This window comes from Catellatospora vulcania, from assembly GCF_009720385.1.
Lineage (GTDB): Bacteria > Actinomycetota > Actinomycetes > Mycobacteriales > Micromonosporaceae > Catellatospora > Catellatospora vulcania.
In genome coordinates, this window is record NZ_ML769308.1 from 32,613 (window position 1) to 50,208 (window position 17,596).

A 17,596-nucleotide genomic window follows, 5' to 3' on the forward strand; every position below is an offset into this window, starting at 1 on the left:
CGGCAGAGCTGACTGGTACCGGGTCCCGCCATCCCCCCAAGCGTTGCCGGGACCCGGAGAACAGGGGTGGGCCCGGCGCGAAGGCACCGGGCACACCCGGCCGTCACACGCGGTACGCGTTCCAGGCGTCGAGCATGCGGGTCGCCTGGCCCGCGGTGAACTGGTACATGCAGGCGTCGTCGGTGTAGTCCATGAAGTTGTGGATCGGGTCCAGGCCCGGCTTGCTCTTGCAGGTGTCCAGGTTGGTCGGGCACCCGAAGGCGGCGGCCTTCTCCGCCGGGGTGTCGGCGACCTGGTCGCCCTGGCCGTTACAGCCGCCCTGGAAGGTGTGGTACAGGTTCAGCCAGTGGCCGATCTCGTGGGTGGCGGTGTCGCCCAGGTTGTACGGGCTGGCGTTGCCGCCCGGCAGCGACTCGGCAAGGATCACCGCACCGTCGTACGAGGTGATGTTCGACTGGGGGAACGTGGCCCAGCCGAGCAGGTCCTGGCTGAGCAGGCCGGTGTAGATGTTCAGGGTGCCGTCGCCGCCGACGCGCAGCGCCGCCTTCATCGCCTTCTCCGAGTTGGAGTTGTAGACGATCGGGTACCACGCGGCGTTGGTGACCCGGTTGATCGACTGGAGCTGGAACGCGAACGCGGTCGCGGCTCCGCCGGTGCTGCCGGCGTACGCCTGGTTGAGCACGCTGATCTGGTTGTTGATCATCGAGTCGGGGATGTTGCCGTTGGCGCGGGTGCCGTCCTCGGAGATCACGTGCACGACCACCGGGATGGTGACGGTGGCCGCCAGCGCGGACACGCCGGCACGGGCCTTGCCCTTGGCCTTGAGTGCGGCTTCGAGGGCCTTCTCGTTGGCGGCCACCTGCTCCGTGGTGAGCTCGTTCGGGTCTTGCTTGGCGGAGCCGCCCGGCTTGGCCTTCGCCGCCGCGGCCGGCTCCACGCACGCCGGCGCGGGCGCCGCGGCCACACCGACCGCCGCCCCTCCGGTGAGCGTGGACGCCGCGACCAGCGCGGTCAGCCCGAGTGTGCTGAGGGAGCGCCTCAGGTTCATCGAATCACCTCTCCTGCCCCTGGCGCGGTGGGGTAGTCCGCGCCGTACCCATGCATGTGGGAGGGACGTTAGGGACGATCGATGGACATCGAAATCATGTGTACGGATGGTGTCGCTGTCACGTCCGTGTCACGGATACGCGGCGATGCTCCGATGTGGGCAGCGTCAGCCCTGCTCAGCTCGCTGTGCCGCGTCGACGGCGGCCTGTTCCACCCGCCCGCGGTAGGCCGACCACCAGGCCTCGTCCGAGGGTGGCAGATTGTCGTTGCCGGGCAGCAGCCCGGCCGTGCCGTCGACGAGTTCCCGCACGATGTCGGCGTGGCCGGCGTGCCGCTGCGTCTCGGCGAGGACGTGGACCAGGACGTGGTGCAACGTGACCGTCGCATCTCCCCACCACGGCACGCGGCCGACGGCGTCCAGCCCGAGGGCGTCGATGGTGGCGTCGGCGTGGGCGGTCGCGCGCCGGTACAGGTCGACGATCTCCTCGCGGGTCTCGTCCGCGGTGGCCCACATGTCGGAGTTGGTCTCCGCCGCCTCGCCGACGAACGGCAGGTCCTGCGCGAACGGCCGCCCGAACACGGTTCCGAAGTAGAGGATCTCGCAGGCCGCCGAGTGTTTCACCAGCCCGAGCAGGTTGGTGCCGGTCCGGGTCAGCGGCCGCCGGATGTCGTACTCGCTGAGCCCGTCGAGCTTCCACAGCAGCGCGTCGCGGCCGCCCCGCAGGTAATCGCGCAGATCTTCCTTCATCGCGACACTATGCACCGGGCCGGGTTGCCGCGGTGTCCCGGCCGACGTGACGCGATCATGGATCCGCGCGTCGTGGTGCGGGTGGGTTGGCCCTGGCCTGGCTTCATCCGAAGGGCCGCCATCGGCGTCCACCGGGTGGAGTGGGCTGCCGACCGGCCATGAGCAGCTCTGCCGTGGCTTGCCGGGCTGCGTGGCAACTCGCGCGTGTACAGATGCGGCAGCGACCAGTTCGTCTGCGGTTCCGATGGCGGCGCAGCTCCGCATAGAGGAACGCGGCCCGCCGGTCGGAGATCGGTTCTGTGTAGGACTGCACGACGCCTCCTAGGTGCGCGACCAATGCAGCCCCGCCGCACGGGACCAGTGGTCACGTGCGGCGGGGTGCCCCTCGACCACGGGCGGAGTCGGGTGCGAGCCATGCCGCCCGTGGTGACAAGCCCAGCGCCAACCGGGGCCGTCGAACTAGGGTATCTATATAGGTTAGATACGTTTAAGTGCCTGTGGCGGTGGAGTTGGTGATCGTGGTCGAATCGGTATGCCGACCGGGGAGTACCGCCATGCCTGCACTGCCGATGAGTTCTGAAGAGATCGCGGAGGACATCGCCGCGCGCATAAAGTCCGGGGAGTATGCCCCGGGCAGCCAGTTGCCGTCCTACCGGCAGCTGATGGACATCTACTCCGTCAGCTACGGCACCATCGGCTCGGTGATGGTGCGCCTGCGGATGATGGGTCTGACGGTGACCTCGAAAGGGCGCGGTGTCTTCGTGCCGGAGAAAGACTGACCACGCCAGCAAACCCGGCCCGCGCGGTCACCAGGCCGGGTGCCGGAGAAGGGCTGAGGCGTCAGCCGGACCGTCGTACGGCGAACCAGGTCCGCGTGAGCTGGAGCCGGGGTAGAACTGCACTGTGGCCGACAAGCTCGCGCCGTACCGGGGGAAGCGGTCGGCGGCGCGCACGCCCGAGCCGGTGCCCGCGGCCGGGCCGCTGCCGCGCGGGCACGACGACACCTTCGTCATCCAGGAGCACCACGCCCGTGCGCTGCACTGGGACTTCCGCCTCGAACACGGCGGCGTGCTCGTCTCCTGGGCCGTCCCCAAAGGCCTGCCCCTGGACCCCAGGGACAACCGCCTCGCCGTCCACACCGAAGACCATCCGCTGGAGTACTTCGACTTCGCCGGTCACATCCCCGAGGGCGAGTACGGCGGCGGTGAGGTCGCCATCTGGGACCGGGGCACCTATGACCTGGAGAAGTGGGCCGACGACGAGGTGAAGGTCGTCCTGCACGGGGAGCGGGTGCAGGGCCGCTACGTGCTCATCCACACCAGGGGCACGCAGTGGCTGATGCACCGCATGGACCCGCCCCCGGCCGACCGCACCGCACCACCGGACCTGATCCGGCCCATGATGGCGACGCTGGGGGAACTGCCCCCGCGGGCCCAGGACGACCGGTACGGCTACGAGCTGAAATGGGACGGGGTGCGCGCCGTCGTCTACGCCGAGGGCGGCCGGGTCCGCGCGCTGAGCCGCAACGACCTGGACGTCACCGCGGCCTACCCGGAGCTGCGCGCCTTCGGGGAAGCACTGGGGTCGACCGTGGCGGTGTTCGACGGCGAGCTGGTGGCGTTCGACCGCTCGGGGCGGATCTCGTTCGGTGCGCTGCAACCTCGGATGCACGTGCGGGACGCGGCCCAGGTGCGCCGCCTGGCCGCGCAGACGCCGGTCACCTACGTCATCTTCGACCTGCTGCACCTGGACGGGCGGGACACCGTGAAGCTGCCCTACCGGCAGCGGCGGGAGCTGCTGGAAGGGCTGGGGCTGTCGGGGGCGCACTGGGACACGCCGCCCTACACCGAGGGGGGCGGGACGCGGTTGCTGGACACCTCGCGCGAGCAGGGCCTCGAAGGAGTCGTCGCGAAACGCCTGGACTCGGTGTACGAGCCGGGGCGGCGGTCACGGGCCTGGATCAAGGTGAAGAACCTGCGTACGCAGGAGGTGGTCGTCGCGGGCTGGCGGCCGGGCCGGGGCAGTCGCGCCGACACGGTCGGGGCGCTGCTGCTGGGCCTGCCGGGCCCGGACGGGTTGCGCTACGTCGGCTCGGTCGGCACCGGCTTCACCCGCCAGATGCTCGACGACCTGCGGCAGCGGCTGTCCAAGCTGGAACGGCGGACCGCGCCGTTCGCGGACACCCTGCCGATCCGCGATGCCAAGGACGCGCACTGGGTCACGCCGAAACTCGTCGGGGAGGTCCGTTTCACGGAGTGGACCCGTGACGGCCGCCTGCGCCACCCCGCCTGGCGCGGCCTGCGCCCGGACAAATCCCCGTCCGACGTGGCCCCCGAGTCCTGATCGGGCACCGTGGTCCGGGGCAGGCGACCTCGCTGTCGAGCGTCCGTCATCGCAGGTCAAAGCCCTGCGATGTTAAGAAGGTGCCCTTCCATGACGTATAGCGATAAGAAGGTGCCCTTCCTTACCTGCCTAGGAGGGGGATGTCGAGGAGGCCGGCGTGGTAGTCGCGGACGGCCTGGGCGAGTTCGTCGATGCTGAGCTGGCCGTCGTGGTTCTCGTCGATCTGGTCGAAGGCCTCTTCGGCATGGGGTTTCGTGACGCCGATGGCCTCGATCCAGCGGCGGAACTCGGCCGGGTTGACCTGGCCGTCGCCGTCGGTGTCGCACAGGTCGAGGGTGGCGCTGATGGTCGGGCGCAGCACCGCGCTGAAACCGGTGTTGCCCATCAGGATGATCTCGGTCTGCGCGATGCGGTCGAACTGCTTGGCCGACAGTGCGCCGTCGGGCGCCAGGCTCGCCTTGGCGGCCAGGTACTCCCACATCGCCAGGTACGAGTCGAGCACGGCCCGGCCGCGCGGGGACTGCTCCTCCTCGCCGAACGCGGCCACGATGCGGCGGCCTTCGGCCTCGAAGTCCGACCTGTCGACATGGCCGTTGCCGTCGGTGTCCCACAGCCGGAACCGCCGTGCGAGCCGCTCGCTCCGAACGTCCAACATGTGTGGCACCCCCTGCTCTGCCGGCGCGAACGCCGATCCGAAACCGAAGGCCGTATGGGGAACCGGTTGAGCCACGCGGAACCCCGAGGCCTGACAGGACATTACCAAGCGCGGAGATCTGGCGACGGAGCGTTGCGATTCTGTGACAGAGTGTTGACGAGAGCCGGTGACGGCGCGTTTGCCGAAAGCCGTTCCGGGGAATGGAGACGGCCATGGCCCGGCCTCGCATCGTCATCGTCGGAGCGGGATTCGCGGGCTTCCACGCTGCCCGCAGCCTGTCGCGCTCGTCGCGCGGCCACGCCGACATCACCCTGATCAACCCGGCGGACTACCTGCTCTACGTGCCGCTGCTGCCCGAGGTGATGGCGGGCCTGCTGGAGCCGCGCCGGATCGCGGTGTCGCTGGCCGGGACGCTGCGGCACGTGCGCCAGGTGCCCGGCATGGTCACCGGCGTCGACCTGGCCACCCGGCGGATCACCTACACCGGCCCCGAGGGCGCGGACAACGAACTCGATTACGACCGGCTCGTGCTCACCCCGGGCAGCGTCAACCGGCTGCTGCCCATCCCGGGCGTCGGCATGTACGCCCATGGCCTGCGCGGCATGGCCGAGGCGATGTTCCTGCGCGACCACATCACGCTGCAGGTGGAGCTGGCCGCCCAGGCGACCGACCCGGAGGAGCGGCGGGCCCGCTGCACCTTCGTCGTGGTCGGCGCGGGCTACACCGGCACCGAGGTCGCCGCGCACGGGCAGCTGTTCACCGACGCGCTGGCCAAGTCGCTGCCGCAGCTGCGGGAACGGCCGCGCTGGCTGCTGCTGGACACCGCCGAGCGGCTGCTGCCCGAGCTGGACCCGCGGCTGTCGCGCACCGCGGCCCGGGTGCTCGCCCGGCGCGGCGTCGACGTGCGCATGCGCACCTCGGTGCGCCAGGCCGAGGCCGAGGGCGTGCAGCTCACCGACGACTCGTACGTGCCGACGCGCTCGCTGATCTGGTGTGTCGGCGTACGCCCCGACCCGCTGGTGGACGGGCTCGGGCTGCCGTCCGTGGACGGCCGCCTGGTGGTCGACGAGTACCTCAACGTGCCCGGCTACCCCGAGGTCTTCTCCTGCGGTGACGCCGCCGCGGTGCCCGACCTGACCCGTCCCGGACACCCCACCCCGATGACCGCCCAGCACGCGGTGCGCCAGGGCCGGACCGCCGCGCACAACGTCGCCGCCTCCTGCGGCATCGGCAAGCCTAAGCCGTACCGCCACCACGACCTGGGTTTCCTCGTCGACCTCGGCGGCCTGGACGCGGCCGCGAACCCGTTCGGCGTGCCGCTGTCCGGCCTGCCCGCGGCGGTGGTGACCCGCGGCTACCACCTGCTCTCGCTGCCCGGCAACCGCGCCCGGGTGGCCGCCGACTGGCTGCTCGACGCGATCCTGCCGACCCCGTCCGTCCGCCTCGGCCTGGTCCCGCCCCAAGCCGCCGACCTGCAGATGTCCTGCGAACCGGTCGCCGAGTCCGGCCGCCACGCGGTATCCACGTCACCCCAGGTCCCAGCCGGCTTCATCCCCGCTGCCGACGAGGAGCGCTGAGCGCCTGCCCCGTTTCGCCATAGACGTTGGCCTATCTGATCGAGTTTTCGGAGATCGAACTCGATCAGATGGGCCAACGTCGATGGTGGGCGGGGTCAGGCGGCGGCCGGCATGGCCTGGTGTTCCGACTGCGGCTGCGTGGTGGGGCGGGGCCTGCGCAGCAGCGCGTACGCGACCGCGAACGCCACGACCATCAGCCCGGCGCCGACCGTGTACGCGAGCCGGTACCCGCCGGTCAGTGCCGCCGCCTGGCTCGCCCCGTCGGCCAGCGCCTGCCCGGTGCGCCCGGCGGCCAGGGTGGACAGCACCGCGACGCCGACCGCCATCCCGATCTGCTGCGTGGTGTTGAACAGCCCGGACGCGAGCCCGGCGTCGTCCGGCCCGGCGCCGGACATGCCGAGCGTGGTCAGCGCCGGCAGGGCGAGCCCGAACCCGGCCGCGAGCAGCATCGCCGGCAGCAGGTCGGTGACGTAGGACGCGTGCACCGGGATCCGGGCCAGCAGCCCGAGCAGCACGGTCAGCAGCGCGAGTCCGGTGAGCAGCACCCGGCGCTCGCCGAAGCGGGTGTTGAGCCGGGCCGAGACGCCCAGCGACACCGCGCCGATGGCCAGCGCGGCGGGCAGCATCGCCAGCCCGGTCTCCGCTGCGCCGTAACCCAGCACTTTCTGCAGGTACAGCGCGGTGATGATCTGGAAGGAGAAGAGCGCCGCGACCATCAGCATCTGCACCAGGTTCGCCCCGGCGACGGTGCGCGAGCGCAGGATGCGCAGGGGCATCAGCGGCCGCCGCGCGGTGGCCTGCCGGATCACGAAGGCGGCCAGCAGCAGCAGCGCCACCGCACCGGTGGTCAGCGTCGGGGCCGAGGTCCAGCCGTTCTGCTCGACCTTGATCACGGTATAGATGCCCAGCATCAGTCCGGCGGTGACCAGCAGCGCGCCGATCACGTCGGCTCCGGCGGCCAGGCCCAGCCCGCGGTCGGCGGGCAGCACCGCGACGGCGACCGCCAGGGTGGCCACGCCGATGGGCAGGTTGATGAAGAAGATCCAGTGCCAGTCGAGCGCGTCGGTGAGCATGCCGCCGAGCACCTGGCCGAGTGACGCGCCGGCCGCGCCGGTGAAGCTGAACACTGCGATCGCCCTGGCCCGCGCGGCGGGTTCCGGGAACAGGTTGACCAGGATGCCCAGGCCGACCGCGGCGGCCATGGCGCTGCCGACGCCCTGGCCGAAACGGGCGGCGATGAGCAGTGCCGGAGTGTCGGCGAGACCGGCCAGCAGCGAGGCGGCGGTGAACACCGCGGTCCCGGCGAGGAACAGGCGGCGGCGGCCGATGAGGTCGCCGAGCCGCCCGGCCAGCAGCAGCAGGCTGCCGAAGGCGATCAGGTAGGCGTTGACCACCCAGCTCAGGCCGGCGGGGGAGAAGCCCAGGTCCTGCTGGATGGCGGGCATCGCGACGGTGACGATGCTGCCGTCGAGGACGGTCATCAGCAGCCCGGTCGCGATCACCCCGAGGGCGATCCAGCGGGAGCGGGACGGAGCTTGCGTGGACATGCGGTCCTCCTGGGGACGTTGCCGTTAGGAGAGACCGTAGCGGATAGTTCCGTTACAGACAATATTTTACGGAACCAGATTGCCTACCGGCGCGCGCGCCGCACCGGCTGGGGGGACTCCGCGGCGGTGGCCAGATGTCCAGTGACCAGGCCTTCCAGGGCGCGCAGCAGGGCCTCGCGCTGTGCTGCGGGCAGCGAGGACAGGGCCTCTTCGTGTACCCGGTCGGCGATCTCCTGGCTGCGGGCGGCGACCTTCGCGCCCTCCGGGGTCACCGCGATGATCCGGGCCCGCCGGTCGGTGCTCGACGGGCGGCGCTCGGCCAGGCCCGCCTTCTCCAGGGCGTCGACGGTGACCACCATCGTGGTCTTGTCCATGTCCCCGAGCGCGGCCAGCTGGATCTGGGTCCGCTCCTGCTCCAGCGCGTGCACCAGCACGCAGTGCATGCGCGCGGTCAGCCCGATCTCGGCCAGCGCCGCGGCCATCCTGGTCCGCAGCACATGGCTGGTGTGGTCCAGCAGGAACGACAGATCGGGGCCGGTGCGGGTGGGCGCCATAGAGGTCATGCCACCAGTGTACGCAAAATCGATCCGTAGCAGATTATCTGCGCTGGTCAGCCTGCGGTGCGCGACGGCTTGCGGGCGGGCACGGGCAGCCCGAGCTGCTCGCGGATGGCCCGCTGGACGGCGCCCTTGGCGGGCCGGGCGTCCACGCTGATCACCAGCTCCTTGCCGCGGAACAGGTCGAGGGCCGGGTCGGTCTTGGCGTGGTAGTCGGCCAGCCGGGAGGCGAGCGCCTCCTCGGTGTCGTCGGCGCGGCTGACCAGCTCGCCGCCGCAGGCGTCGCAGCGGCCGTCGCGGGCCGGGCGGTGCTCGATGAGGTTGTAGTCCATGCCGCAGTTCGAGCACAGCCGCCGGGCCAGCACGCGGCGGCGCACCTCGCTGTCGGGCAGGTCGAGGTGGATCACCGCGTCGACGTCGTAGCTCTCCAGGAAGAACTGGGCCTGGCGGCGGTTGCGGGGGAAGCCGTCGAGGATGAAGCCGTAGTTCCAGTCGTGCACCGCGAGCCGGTCGCGCACCACGGACTCGGTGGTGGCGTCGTCGACCAGGTCGCCGGCGTTCATCGCCCGGCGCACCTGCGCGCCGAGCTTGGTGTGGTACTGCACGTGCCAGCGGTAGATGTCGCCGACGCTGATGTGCACCAGGTCGAAGTCGGCGGCCAGCTGCTTGGCCTGGGTGCCCTTGCCGCTGCCCTGAACGCCCATGATCACGTACTTGCGCACACCTGAATCCAACCACGTGCGGGCATCGGTGATGAGTGATTTATGACGCCGGGCACCCCGCGCGGCGGTACGTTGCGAGCGTGGGGCCATCCGTTGAGGACCATGCCGGTGCGGTACGCGCTTTACGGGCGCAGTACCAGGCCCTGCCCCGCACGGAACCGGTACGGCTGGCCAAGCGCACGTCCAACCTGTTCCGCTTCGGCCGCCCGGACGCCGGGCCGGGCCTGGACGTCAGCGCCTTCGACTCGGTGATCTACGTGGACGAGACCGAGCGCACCGCCCAGGTGCAGGGCATGGTCACCTACGAGCGGCTGGTCGACGAGACCCTGCGCTTCGGGCTGATGCCGCTGGTCGTGCCGCAGCTCAAGACCATCACCATCGGCGGGGCGGTGGCCGGGCTGGGCATCGAGTCGTCGTCGTTCCGCAACGGGCTGCCGCACGAGTCCGTGCTGGAGATGGAGATCCTCACCGGCGACGGCCGGGTGGTCACCGCCCGGCCCGACAATGAGCACGCCGAGCTGTTCCGCTCGTTCCCCAATTCGTACGGCACCCTCGGCTACGCGCTGCGGCTGACCATCGAGCTGGAGCCGGTGCAACCGTATGTGCGGCTGCGGCACCGGCGCTTCGACAATGCCGCCGCCTGCTTCGCCGCGCTCGACGAGCTGTGCACCAGCGGCCGCGACGGCGACGCCCGGGTCGACTTCCTCGACGGCACCGTGTTCCACGGCCGGCAGATGTACCTGACCATCGGCACGTTCACCGACACTGCGCCGTGGACCAGCGACTACACCGGCCAGGAGATCTACTACCGGTCGCCGGCCCGGCGGCCCATCGACTACCTGCGGGTGCGCGACTACCTGTGGCGCTGGGACACCGACTGGTTCTGGTGCTCACGGGCCTTCGGCGCGCAGCATCCCCTGGTCCGCAGGCTGTGGCCGAGCCGCTACCGGCGCTCGGACGTCTACCACCGCCTCGTCGGCTTCGACCGCAGGCACCGGCTCAGCGCCCGGCTGGACCGGGTGCGCGGCCGCCCGTCCCAGGAGGCGGTGGTGCAGGACGTCGAGGTGCCGGTGCGCCAGGGCCCGGAGTTCCTGGACTTCTTCCTCGACGAGGTCGGCATCACCCCGGTCTGGCTGTGCCCGCTGCGGCTGCGCGACCCCGTGCCGTGGCCCCTCTACCCGCTCAAACCCGACGACCTCTACGTCAACTTCGGCTTCTGGTCCAGCGTCGCGCGGCGGCCGGGCCAGTCCGAGGACTTCCACAACCGGCTCATCGAGGACCGCGTCGCCGCGCTCGGCGGGCACAAGTCCCTCTACTCCACGGTGCACTACCCGCGCGAGGAGTTCTGGGAGCTCTACAACGGCCCCGCGTACGCAGCGGTGAAGGGCGAGTACGACCCGGACGGCCGGCTGCCCGACCTATACGACAAATGCGTTCGGTGAGGGTGAGATGGCTATCGCGAAAGTAGTCCAAGGGCTCGTCACGGGCCCGGTCCCGGTGCGGTTCTCCGCCTACGACGGCAGCGTCGCGGGCCCGTCCGACGCCGCCGTCGGGTTCGAGGTGCGCAGCGAGCGCGCGCTGTCCTACCTGGCCACCGGACGCAACGAGCTGGGCCTGGCCCGCGCGTACGTCTCCGGCGACCTGGAGGTGCACGGCGACATGTACGACGCGCTCGTCGCCGTCAACGGGCTGCGCCTGGACCAGTCCTGGTCCGGCCGCTACCACGCGCTGCGCGACCTGGGCGGGCTGCGGCTGCTGAACCCGCCGCCCCGGCCGCCGATGGAGGCGCGGCTGCGCGGCCGCCGCCACTCCAAGGAACGCGACCAGGCCGCGATCTCGCACCACTACGACGTGTCGAACAGGTTCTACGAGTGGCTGCTCGGCCCGTCCATGGCGTACACCTGCGCGGTCTTCCCCGACGCGGCCGCGTCCCTGGAGCAGGCGCAGTTCGCCAAGCACGACCTGGTCGCCCGCAAGCTCGACCTGCAACCGGGCAAACGCCTGCTCGACGTCGGCTGCGGCTGGGGCGGGATGGTCATGCACGCCGCCCGCGAGTACGGCGTGAAGGCGCTGGGGGTGACCCTGTCCCGGCGGCAGGCCGAGTGGGCGGCCAAGGCGATCGCCGAGGCTGGCCTGTCCGACCTGGCCGAGGTGCGGCACATGGACTACCGCGACGTGCCGGTCAACCACTACGACGCGATCAGTTCGATCGGCCTGACCGAGCACATCGGGCGGGCCCAGCTCCCTGGCTACTTCCGGTTCCTGCAGCAGCGGCTGCGCTACGGCGGGCGGCTGCTCAACCACTGCATCACCCGGCCCGACAACCGCGATCCCGGCCGCTACCGGCGCACGTTCATCAACCAGTACGTGTTCCCGGACGGCGAGCTGGAGGGCATCGGCCACCTGATCGGCGTCATGAACTCCAACGGGTTCGAGATCCGCCACGAGGAGAACCTCCGCGAGCACTACGCGCTGACGCTGGCCCAGTGGGCGGCGAATCTGGAGCGGCACTGGGCGGAGGCGGTCGAGGAGATCGGCGCCGGCCGGTCCCGGGTGTGGCGGCTCTACCTGGCCGGCTGCCGGCTCGGCTTCGAACGCGACCAGGTCCAGCTGCACCAGGTGCTGGGCGTACGCCTCGACGGGCACGGCGGCAGCGGCATGCCGCTGCGCCCGAGCTGGCCCTGACCTACCGGGGCCCGGACGGCGCCCAGATCTTCGCGGTGACCGTGGTGCCCAGCGCGCTGGAGTCGATGGTCAGCCGATCCGAGAAGCACCGCGCGATCCACAGGCCCCGCCCGGAGGTCTGCGTGCCCGACGGCGGCTGCCATCCCGCCGTGTAGGGCCGGGCCACCCCGGGGCCGACGTCGCTGACCTGGCAGAACACCCATCCCGGGTAGCGGGACAGCCGCAGCCTGCCGGCCCCGTCGGCGTGCATCACGACGTTGACGACCAGCTCGGTCGTCACCAGCTCCAGCGCCGAGGCGACCGGCTCCGGCAGCCGCCACGACTCGCTCAGCTCGTTGATGCGCCGCCGGACCCCGCGCAGGTCGGCGCGGGTGAACGGGCCTTCGACCAGGACCTGGTCATGCCGGGTCATCGGGGTCGGGCCGGTCGCCTGCTCGTGCCCGGTCGCCTCCTCATGCTCCGGCACCGGGGGCGCGGGCGGCGGCAGCAGATTCCGCCGGGGCCTACGGTACGGAGCGGTACCAGCGGGGGTGCCGTAGCGCGTTCTGGCGGCGGGGTTCATGCGTCACCTCGATCCGTCGGGTCCGGCTGACCTCTGGCCCATACCCCATTCCCTCACGTTTTGATCGTCTACCCGGCGACCGGTGTGCCGGGCGTGATCAGCTCAGCCGGTAGACGCGGGCGGCGTTGCCCGCACCGACCTGCTCGGCGATGCGCCGCGCGTCGGCCGCCGTCGCCGCCCCGTCGTCGACCATCTCGGCCAGCACCAGGCCCAGGCTGTGCCGGAACTGCGCGGCGGCGATCAGGTACAGCTCCGGCAGGCCGTACGCGTCGGAAGAGTAGAGCACCTTGCCGAACGGGGCCAGCTCCAGAAACTCGCCGAGCACCGCCGTGGCCCGCGCGCCCAGGTGCGCGACGGTCAGCCCGAGGTCGGCGTGCACGTGCGGATACACCTGGGCCAGCCAGCCCGCCTGGCGGTGGTACGGGTAGCAGTGCAGCAGCACCAGGGGCACCCCGAACGGCAGCGTGGCCGCGCAGAACGGCTGCAGCAGCGCCGGGTCGGCACGGGCCAGCGCCACGTCCCGGTCGCCGAAACCGGTGTGCAGCTGGATCGGCAGCCCGGCGTCGACCGCACTCCACAGCAGGTGGCGCAGCAGCACCGGGTCGGCCAGGCGCCCGCCGTCACGTAACCAGCGGGCCGCCGCCGCGCTCACCTCGTGCGGGTCCGGCCGGGCCGGGTCCAGGTCCAGACCGTGCCGGTACGCCGCGATCGACTTCGTCGCCACCGCCCCGGCCAGGGCCTCGTCCAGCGCCTCGGCGAACGCGGCCGCGAACCCCGCGGCGTCGGTTCCCGGCGCGACCTGCTCGGCCAGCAGCTCCAGGCGTACCACCTCATGGGCCGGCGCCCCGGCCAGCGTGCCCAGCACGCCGCGGTCCACCAGGCCGCCCGTGATCGGGCCCGTGTCGACCAGCAGCGCGGACAGGTTCGCCGCCCGCAGCAGCCGCCCGGTGACCTCGTCCGGCCCGAGCCTGCGCCGCCGCCGCAGGTACTCCTCCACCGGGGCGTGCGCGGGCAGCTCCAGCACCGGCGCACACCAGCGGCGCAGCGCCAGCCCCAACCGGCTGTCCAGGTAGGACGTGCCTACGGGCGGCGGCTCGTCCGCCTCGGTGCACCACATCTCGAACCCCGCGTCGTCCAGCGGAGCCACGGTCACCGCATGGCAGTGCCCGTCGATCAGCGCCAGGTCTTCGGTCAACCCGGCCATCGGACCGCCACCGTCGGCCGCATCAAGGTCAGTAGCGCCATCGGACCGCCTCCACGAGCTGGGCGGCGGTCAGGCGGCCCAGGGTGTCGGCCTCGGCGCGGTGCACCGCGCCGAACGCGTCGAGCAGCGGCTCGCCCAGCATCGCGACCAGGCCCGCGTCGGCCCGCAGCCGCTCGGCGGCCAGCGCGGGGGAGTCCGGCAGGCGGGGCGGGCGGCGCGCCTCGGCCAGCGTGAACGGGTCGACCCGCACCTCGTCGGGCAGCCGCATGCCGGCCCCGGCGGCGTCCGTGACCAGCGCGCAGACCGCCCCCACCACCAGGTACGGGTTCGCCGAGCCGTCCACGCACTTGATCTCGGCGTTGGCGGCGGTGTCCCGGTGGCCGGTCGCCCCGGTGACGAACCGCAGCGCCGCCTCCCGGTTCTCGTGACCCCAGCACTGGTAGGCCCCGGCCCAGCCCTGCGGGGCCTGGCGCAGCGCGCTGGCCGGGCTCGGCGCGCCCAGCCCGGCCAGCGCGGGCAGCCGCTGCAGCACCCCGGCCAGCACCGACTCCCCGCGGCGGGTCATGCCGTACGGGCCCTCGCCGCCGGCCAGCAGGTTGACTCCGCCGGCCCAGGCCGAGAAGTGCAGATGCATGCCGTTGCCGACCTGCTCCACGACGGCCACCGGGGCGAACGAGGCACGGTACCCGTGCCGGTGCGCCAGCGCCCGGATCGTCTCGCGGACCAGCACCGCCCGGTCGGCGGCGGCCACCGGGTCCGCGTGCGCGACCGACACCTCCAGCTGCCCCGGGCCGTACTCGGGATGGAACTGCTCCACCGCCACCCCCTGCGCGGCCAGCGCGGCCAGCAGCTCCCCGCCGAAGTCCGACAGCTCCGCCAGCCGCGCCATGCCGTACGCCGGACCGTCGCCCGCGGGCGTGCCGTCAGGCCGGGCCAGATACCACTCGATCTCGAAGGCCATCCGCAGGTGCAGGCCCGCCGCGCGGGCGCGCTCGACCATGCGCTTGGCGAACAGCCGCTGGTCCACCGGGTACGGCTCGCCGTCCTGGGTCCAGCGGTCCACCGGCGCCCAGGCCCAGCCGGGCATCGCGGCCAGCACTGTCAGCGCGTCCAGGTCCGGGTGCAGGCGCAGGTCGCCGACCGGGCCGCCGATCAGGTCGCCCGCGGTGACGGTGTCGTCGACGCAGAACACGTCGTGCACCGGGGACATGCCCACGCCCCAGGCGGCGGCGTGGTCCAGGCGCTCGGTGGGGACCCCCTTGACCCGGGTCACGCCCGCGTTGTCGACCCAGGTGAGGGCTACGGCGTGCACGCCCGCGGAGGCGAGCCGGGCAGCGGCAGCCCGTGCCGCGGCGCCGCGCGCGTCGCGGTCCAGCACCGGCTCCCACATGCCTGAATTCTCGCTGCCCAGCCCGGACCTCGCGCCGTGGACGGCCGAATCAGACCCGCCGCCGCCCAGCTCGTTCCGCCGACAGCCGCTTCGGGGGCATGATCGCTGTTTCGGGTCAGAAAGTGGGGTCCGACCGCAGTTCTGGACCTGAAACAGCGATCTTCAACGTGGACCGGCTTCAACGTGGACCGGCGATCTTCAGTCGTCGAACTCGAAGCCGGTCGCCGCCGCCAGCGCCACCAGCTGGCGCACGCGGTCCCCGTCGGTCGCCACCGCGCTCATCCGCGTGCCCAGGTCCTCCAGCGCGGCGCGGTCCCGGCCGTAGGCGCAGAACATGCCTGCCTCCGGGTCGTAGGAGAAACGCCCTGCCAGCGCGGGGGCCTCGTGGGTGACGAGCAGCTCGGCGACGCCCTCCCAGAAGTACCCGTTGGGTTCGTGCCCGAGCTCCTGGACGAGGTCGTCGACCACCAGGCCGCCCGTGCCGAGCAACAGGGAGAACTTGCCGGGGTCGGTTTCGACGAGCTTCAGCGGCGTCATCGGCGAAGCGTCGCACATCCGTTGTGGATCTCCGGCTGGCGGTCGGCACCCGAGGCTTCGGAACGCCGAGCGGCGACGCGCCCGCATCCAGCACGTACCGGCGCGCCACGAACCGCCCAAAACGGGCGCGGTGCCGACCGTGATCCGTTTTTGTGGACGCTGGACGTCCCTATAGCGGCGTCCAGCGTCCACAAAAACGGATCATGCGGCAGGGCGCGGGCGCACCGCGGTCGGGCGGTCAGGTTGTTCGGCCCCGGACGGTCCAGGCGCGGGCGGTCAGCGGGATGGCGCCGTCGGGTCCGGCCGGGAGCCGGGAGCGCAGCAGCCCGTGCAGCTCAGCGCGGTGTTCGTCGGTCAGCCCGCGCAGGTACCCGGGGGCCGAGCCCTGCCCGCCCAGAAACGGGTCCCAGTAGTCGGCGAGATCGGCGAACACCGTCGGGACCTGGACCGACTCGACGGCCACCGACTGCAGCCCGGCTTCGGCCCACAGCGCCCGCAGTGCGTCCGGGCTGCACACCGACGGGCGGCGGCCCTCGTCCCAGGCGGCCGAAGCGGGGTCGAGTTCGGCGGCGGCGTCCCAGAAGTGCCGCATCATGGCCATACCCTCGGCGTAGTCCCAGACGTAGGCGGCGGCGAGGCCGCCGGGCCGCAGCACCCGCACGATCTCGGCGACGGCCTCCGGCGGATCGGGCACGAAGTTCAGCACCAGGCCGCTGACGGCCACGTCGACGCTGTGGTCGGGCAGTGACAGCGCCTTGGCGTCGCCGACCTGGAAGGTCGCCCGCGCGTCGGCGATCCGGTCTCGCGCCAGGCCGACGAAGGCCTCCGACTTGTCCACCCCGGTTATCCAGGCGGGTTCGGCCATGGCCAGCACGGTCTCGCTGAGCGCGCCGGTGCCGCAGCCCACGTCGAGCCACTCGCGTCCGGCGGGCACGCCCAGCCGCCGGACGAAGGCCCGTGCGACGGGACGGCTCCACCGGCCCACGTAAGCCTCGTAGGCGTCACCGTCGGCGAAGGTCGCGTGTGTCATCCGGACACGCTATGACACCGCCGATCCCGCCTCCACCGGCAAGGCGACAAGTTCCGCGAGGCAGTGTGCCGGCCAGACCGCCCGTCGGGGTGGGACGGGCCCGTGCGCCCACGCCTACTTCTCGGTGACGAAGACGCCGACTCCCGCGAGTCCTTCGACCAGCCCGACGGCCTTGAGCCACTGAATGGCGTTGCGAACGACGGTGATCGACACGCCGTACTGCTGACGCAGCTCGGCGGTGCTGGGCAACTGGTCGCCGGGCTTGAGTTTGCCCGAGGTGATCTGACCGCTGATGTCGTCGATCAGCGTCTGTGTTTTTGACTTCGGCATCTGTGCTCCCTGGTCCGCAGCCATTAGTTGACCACGGGCATGGCGCGTCTGCCAACATCATGAGGTGCCCTCGGGCTACCTCAGGTTGCCTTATGCATAAGGTTGGCCTAGGTTGATGAAGCCTCCCTGGTCCGCAACCGAGGGGCAGACAGCTGCGGTTCCCTGGCTCGCACCCCGTTTCCGCAGCGACCAGCCAGGCCGGCTGGCGGGTTCACCAGCCGGCCTGGCTGCGGTGATCGGGGTGTGCCGGGGAGGGGCTGCCGTGAGGCGAGGACCTGCTATGTCTGACGTTCAGGTGAACCTGCGGGTCGCGGAGGGCTTCCGCGCGTCGGTCGAGGCTGGTCGCGACGCTGCGCTCGTGCTCGCGGTCGGGGTGTCAGGCGTGCGGCTCGCCGTGTCGTTCGACGAGGGTTCGGGACTCGCCGGCCTGGAGGCGCTACGGCGGTTCGCCGCGGCGGTCCAGGTCTTCGCGACGATGGCTGAGGCGCGCGAGTTACAACGGATACGCGTCCTGGGCCCCATCGCGGACGCCGAGCTGTGGCACATCCTCGACGTCCTGCGCGAAGGATCGGATTGAGCAACCTGCACAAACGGACAAATGGGTCGTAATTTGTAATAATGGGCGTGTAATCCACAACAGCCCCCAAAAGTCTCTGTAGCCT

The 17,596-nt window shown here is 71.6% G+C and carries 18 protein-coding genes; 6 read left to right on the forward strand and 12 right to left on the reverse strand.

Translation table 11 applies throughout. The annotated features are described in order from the left end of the window. Nucleotides 1-103: 103 nt before the first annotated feature. Both F6W97_RS16025 and F6W97_RS16030 read right to left on the reverse strand, forming a co-directional pair. A complete protein-coding gene (locus tag F6W97_RS16025; RefSeq protein WP_155371142.1) occupies nt 104-1,048 on the reverse strand; it encodes a zinc metalloprotease in 945 nt (314 codons plus the stop codon). Between the two features lie 165 nt (nt 1,049-1,213). Continuing rightward, a complete protein-coding gene (locus F6W97_RS16030; RefSeq protein ID WP_155371143.1) occupies nt 1,214-1,795 on the reverse strand; it encodes a DinB family protein in 582 nt (193 codons plus the stop codon). A gap of 497 nt (nt 1,796-2,292) precedes the next feature. Here F6W97_RS16030 and F6W97_RS16035 point away from each other — a divergent pair, with 497 nt between their 5' ends. Next, nucleotides 2,293-2,574, forward strand: coding sequence for a winged helix-turn-helix domain-containing protein (locus F6W97_RS16035; RefSeq protein ID WP_330164975.1), 282 nt, complete (start codon nt 2,293-2,295; stop codon nt 2,572-2,574). A 124-nt stretch (nt 2,575-2,698) separates the two neighbouring features. Beyond that, nucleotides 2,699-4,138: a non-homologous end-joining DNA ligase gene (gene ligD, locus F6W97_RS16040; RefSeq protein ID WP_155371144.1), complete on the forward strand. Its 1,440-nt coding sequence runs from the start codon at nt 2,699-2,701 to the stop codon at nt 4,136-4,138. 121 nt (nt 4,139-4,259) lie between these two features. Here the strand turns inward: ligD and F6W97_RS16045 are convergent, their stop codons facing one another. Beyond that, entirely contained in the window at nt 4,260-4,793 is a 534-nt protein-coding gene (locus F6W97_RS16045; protein WP_155371145.1) for an EF-hand domain-containing protein, read from the reverse strand. Between the two features lie 212 nt (nt 4,794-5,005). Here F6W97_RS16045 and F6W97_RS16050 point away from each other — a divergent pair, with 212 nt between their 5' ends. Further along, on the forward strand, nt 5,006-6,370 hold the full coding sequence (locus F6W97_RS16050) for an NAD(P)/FAD-dependent oxidoreductase (RefSeq protein WP_155371146.1): 1,365 nt from the start codon (nt 5,006-5,008) through the stop codon (nt 6,368-6,370). Nucleotides 6,371-6,465: 95 nt separating this feature from the next. Here the strand turns inward: F6W97_RS16050 and F6W97_RS16055 are convergent, their stop codons facing one another. The 3 genes from F6W97_RS16055 to F6W97_RS16065 all read right to left on the reverse strand — a co-directional run bounded on the left by F6W97_RS16055 (nt 6,466) and on the right by F6W97_RS16065 (nt 9,196). Next, nucleotides 6,466-7,917 (reverse strand): MFS transporter, encoded by a 1,452-nt coding sequence (locus tag F6W97_RS16055; RefSeq protein WP_155371147.1) that lies wholly within the window; start codon nt 7,915-7,917, stop codon nt 6,466-6,468. An 83-nt stretch (nt 7,918-8,000) separates the two neighbouring features. Continuing rightward, a complete protein-coding gene (locus F6W97_RS16060) occupies nt 8,001-8,480 on the reverse strand; it encodes a MarR family winged helix-turn-helix transcriptional regulator (protein WP_155371148.1) in 480 nt (159 codons plus the stop codon). Between the two features lie 47 nt (nt 8,481-8,527). After that, nucleotides 8,528-9,196: an adenylate kinase family protein gene (locus tag F6W97_RS16065; RefSeq protein ID WP_155371149.1), complete on the reverse strand. Its 669-nt coding sequence runs from the start codon at nt 9,194-9,196 to the stop codon at nt 8,528-8,530. A gap of 80 nt (nt 9,197-9,276) precedes the next feature. On the opposite strand from F6W97_RS16065, the gene F6W97_RS16070 reads away from it, so the two are divergent. Both F6W97_RS16070 and F6W97_RS16075 read left to right on the forward strand, forming a co-directional pair. Beyond that, nucleotides 9,277-10,638 carry an FAD-binding oxidoreductase gene (locus F6W97_RS16070; protein ID WP_196279178.1) on the forward strand — a complete coding sequence of 454 codons (1,362 nt, stop codon included), beginning with the start codon at nt 9,277-9,279 and terminating at the stop codon, nt 10,636-10,638. 7 nt (nt 10,639-10,645) lie between these two features. After that, on the forward strand, nt 10,646-11,881 hold the full coding sequence (locus F6W97_RS16075; RefSeq protein WP_155371150.1) for an SAM-dependent methyltransferase: 1,236 nt from the start codon (nt 10,646-10,648) through the stop codon (nt 11,879-11,881). Nucleotide 11,882: 1 nt separating this feature from the next. Here the strand turns inward: F6W97_RS16075 and F6W97_RS16080 are convergent, their stop codons facing one another. The 6 genes from F6W97_RS16080 to F6W97_RS16105 all read right to left on the reverse strand — a co-directional run bounded on the left by F6W97_RS16080 (nt 11,883) and on the right by F6W97_RS16105 (nt 16,934). Next, nucleotides 11,883-12,347 (reverse strand): ATP-binding protein, encoded by a 465-nt coding sequence (locus F6W97_RS16080; protein WP_196279179.1) that lies wholly within the window; start codon nt 12,345-12,347, stop codon nt 11,883-11,885. A gap of 193 nt (nt 12,348-12,540) precedes the next feature. Then, nucleotides 12,541-13,647 carry an amidohydrolase family protein gene (locus F6W97_RS16085; protein ID WP_155371152.1) on the reverse strand — a complete coding sequence of 369 codons (1,107 nt, stop codon included), beginning with the start codon at nt 13,645-13,647 and terminating at the stop codon, nt 12,541-12,543. A 28-nt stretch (nt 13,648-13,675) separates the two neighbouring features. Next, nucleotides 13,676-15,037, reverse strand: a complete 1,362-nt coding sequence (locus F6W97_RS16090) for a type I glutamate--ammonia ligase (RefSeq protein ID WP_155371153.1) — start codon at nt 15,035-15,037, stop codon at nt 13,676-13,678. 198 nt (nt 15,038-15,235) lie between these two features. Further along, nucleotides 15,236-15,574 (reverse strand): Imm51 family immunity protein, encoded by a 339-nt coding sequence (locus F6W97_RS16095; protein WP_155371154.1) that lies wholly within the window; start codon nt 15,572-15,574, stop codon nt 15,236-15,238. Nucleotides 15,575-15,812: 238 nt separating this feature from the next. Further along, a complete protein-coding gene (locus F6W97_RS16100) occupies nt 15,813-16,604 on the reverse strand; it encodes a class I SAM-dependent methyltransferase (RefSeq protein WP_155371155.1) in 792 nt (263 codons plus the stop codon). 114 nt (nt 16,605-16,718) lie between these two features. Next, nucleotides 16,719-16,934 (reverse strand): winged helix-turn-helix domain-containing protein, encoded by a 216-nt coding sequence (locus F6W97_RS16105; protein WP_155371156.1) that lies wholly within the window; start codon nt 16,932-16,934, stop codon nt 16,719-16,721. A 280-nt stretch (nt 16,935-17,214) separates the two neighbouring features. Here F6W97_RS16105 and F6W97_RS16110 point away from each other — a divergent pair, with 280 nt between their 5' ends. Then, a complete protein-coding gene (locus tag F6W97_RS16110; protein WP_155371157.1) occupies nt 17,215-17,511 on the forward strand; it encodes a hypothetical protein in 297 nt (98 codons plus the stop codon). The last annotated feature ends 85 nt before the right edge of the window (nt 17,512-17,596 follow it).

Excerpts from the sequence above, each read along its gene's own strand:
- F6W97_RS16025 (WP_155371142.1), bottom strand. The coding sequence starts at position 1,048 with ATGAACCTGAGGCGCTCCCTCAGCACACTCGGGCTGACCGCGCTGGTC.
- F6W97_RS16030 (WP_155371143.1), bottom strand. The coding sequence starts at position 1,795 with ATGAAGGAAGATCTGCGCGATTACCTGCGGGGCGGCCGCGACGCGCTG.
- F6W97_RS16045 (WP_155371145.1), bottom strand. The coding sequence starts at position 4,793 with ATGTTGGACGTTCGGAGCGAGCGGCTCGCACGGCGGTTCCGGCTGTGG.
- F6W97_RS16050 (WP_155371146.1), top strand. The coding sequence starts at position 5,006 with ATGGCCCGGCCTCGCATCGTCATCGTCGGAGCGGGATTCGCGGGCTTC.
- F6W97_RS16055 (WP_155371147.1), bottom strand. The coding sequence starts at position 7,917 with ATGTCCACGCAAGCTCCGTCCCGCTCCCGCTGGATCGCCCTCGGGGTG.
- F6W97_RS16060 (WP_155371148.1), bottom strand. The coding sequence starts at position 8,480 with ATGACCTCTATGGCGCCCACCCGCACCGGCCCCGATCTGTCGTTCCTG.
- F6W97_RS16075 (WP_155371150.1), top strand. The coding sequence starts at position 10,646 with ATGGCTATCGCGAAAGTAGTCCAAGGGCTCGTCACGGGCCCGGTCCCG.
- F6W97_RS16085 (WP_155371152.1), bottom strand. The coding sequence starts at position 13,647 with ATGGCCGGGTTGACCGAAGACCTGGCGCTGATCGACGGGCACTGCCAT.
- F6W97_RS16090 (WP_155371153.1), bottom strand. The coding sequence starts at position 15,037 with ATGTGGGAGCCGGTGCTGGACCGCGACGCGCGCGGCGCCGCGGCACGG.
- F6W97_RS16095 (WP_155371154.1), bottom strand. The coding sequence starts at position 15,574 with ATGACGCCGCTGAAGCTCGTCGAAACCGACCCCGGCAAGTTCTCCCTG.
- F6W97_RS16100 (WP_155371155.1), bottom strand. The coding sequence starts at position 16,604 with ATGACACACGCGACCTTCGCCGACGGTGACGCCTACGAGGCTTACGTG.
- F6W97_RS16105 (WP_155371156.1), bottom strand. The coding sequence starts at position 16,934 with ATGCCGAAGTCAAAAACACAGACGCTGATCGACGACATCAGCGGTCAG.
- F6W97_RS16110 (WP_155371157.1), top strand. The coding sequence starts at position 17,215 with ATGTCTGACGTTCAGGTGAACCTGCGGGTCGCGGAGGGCTTCCGCGCG.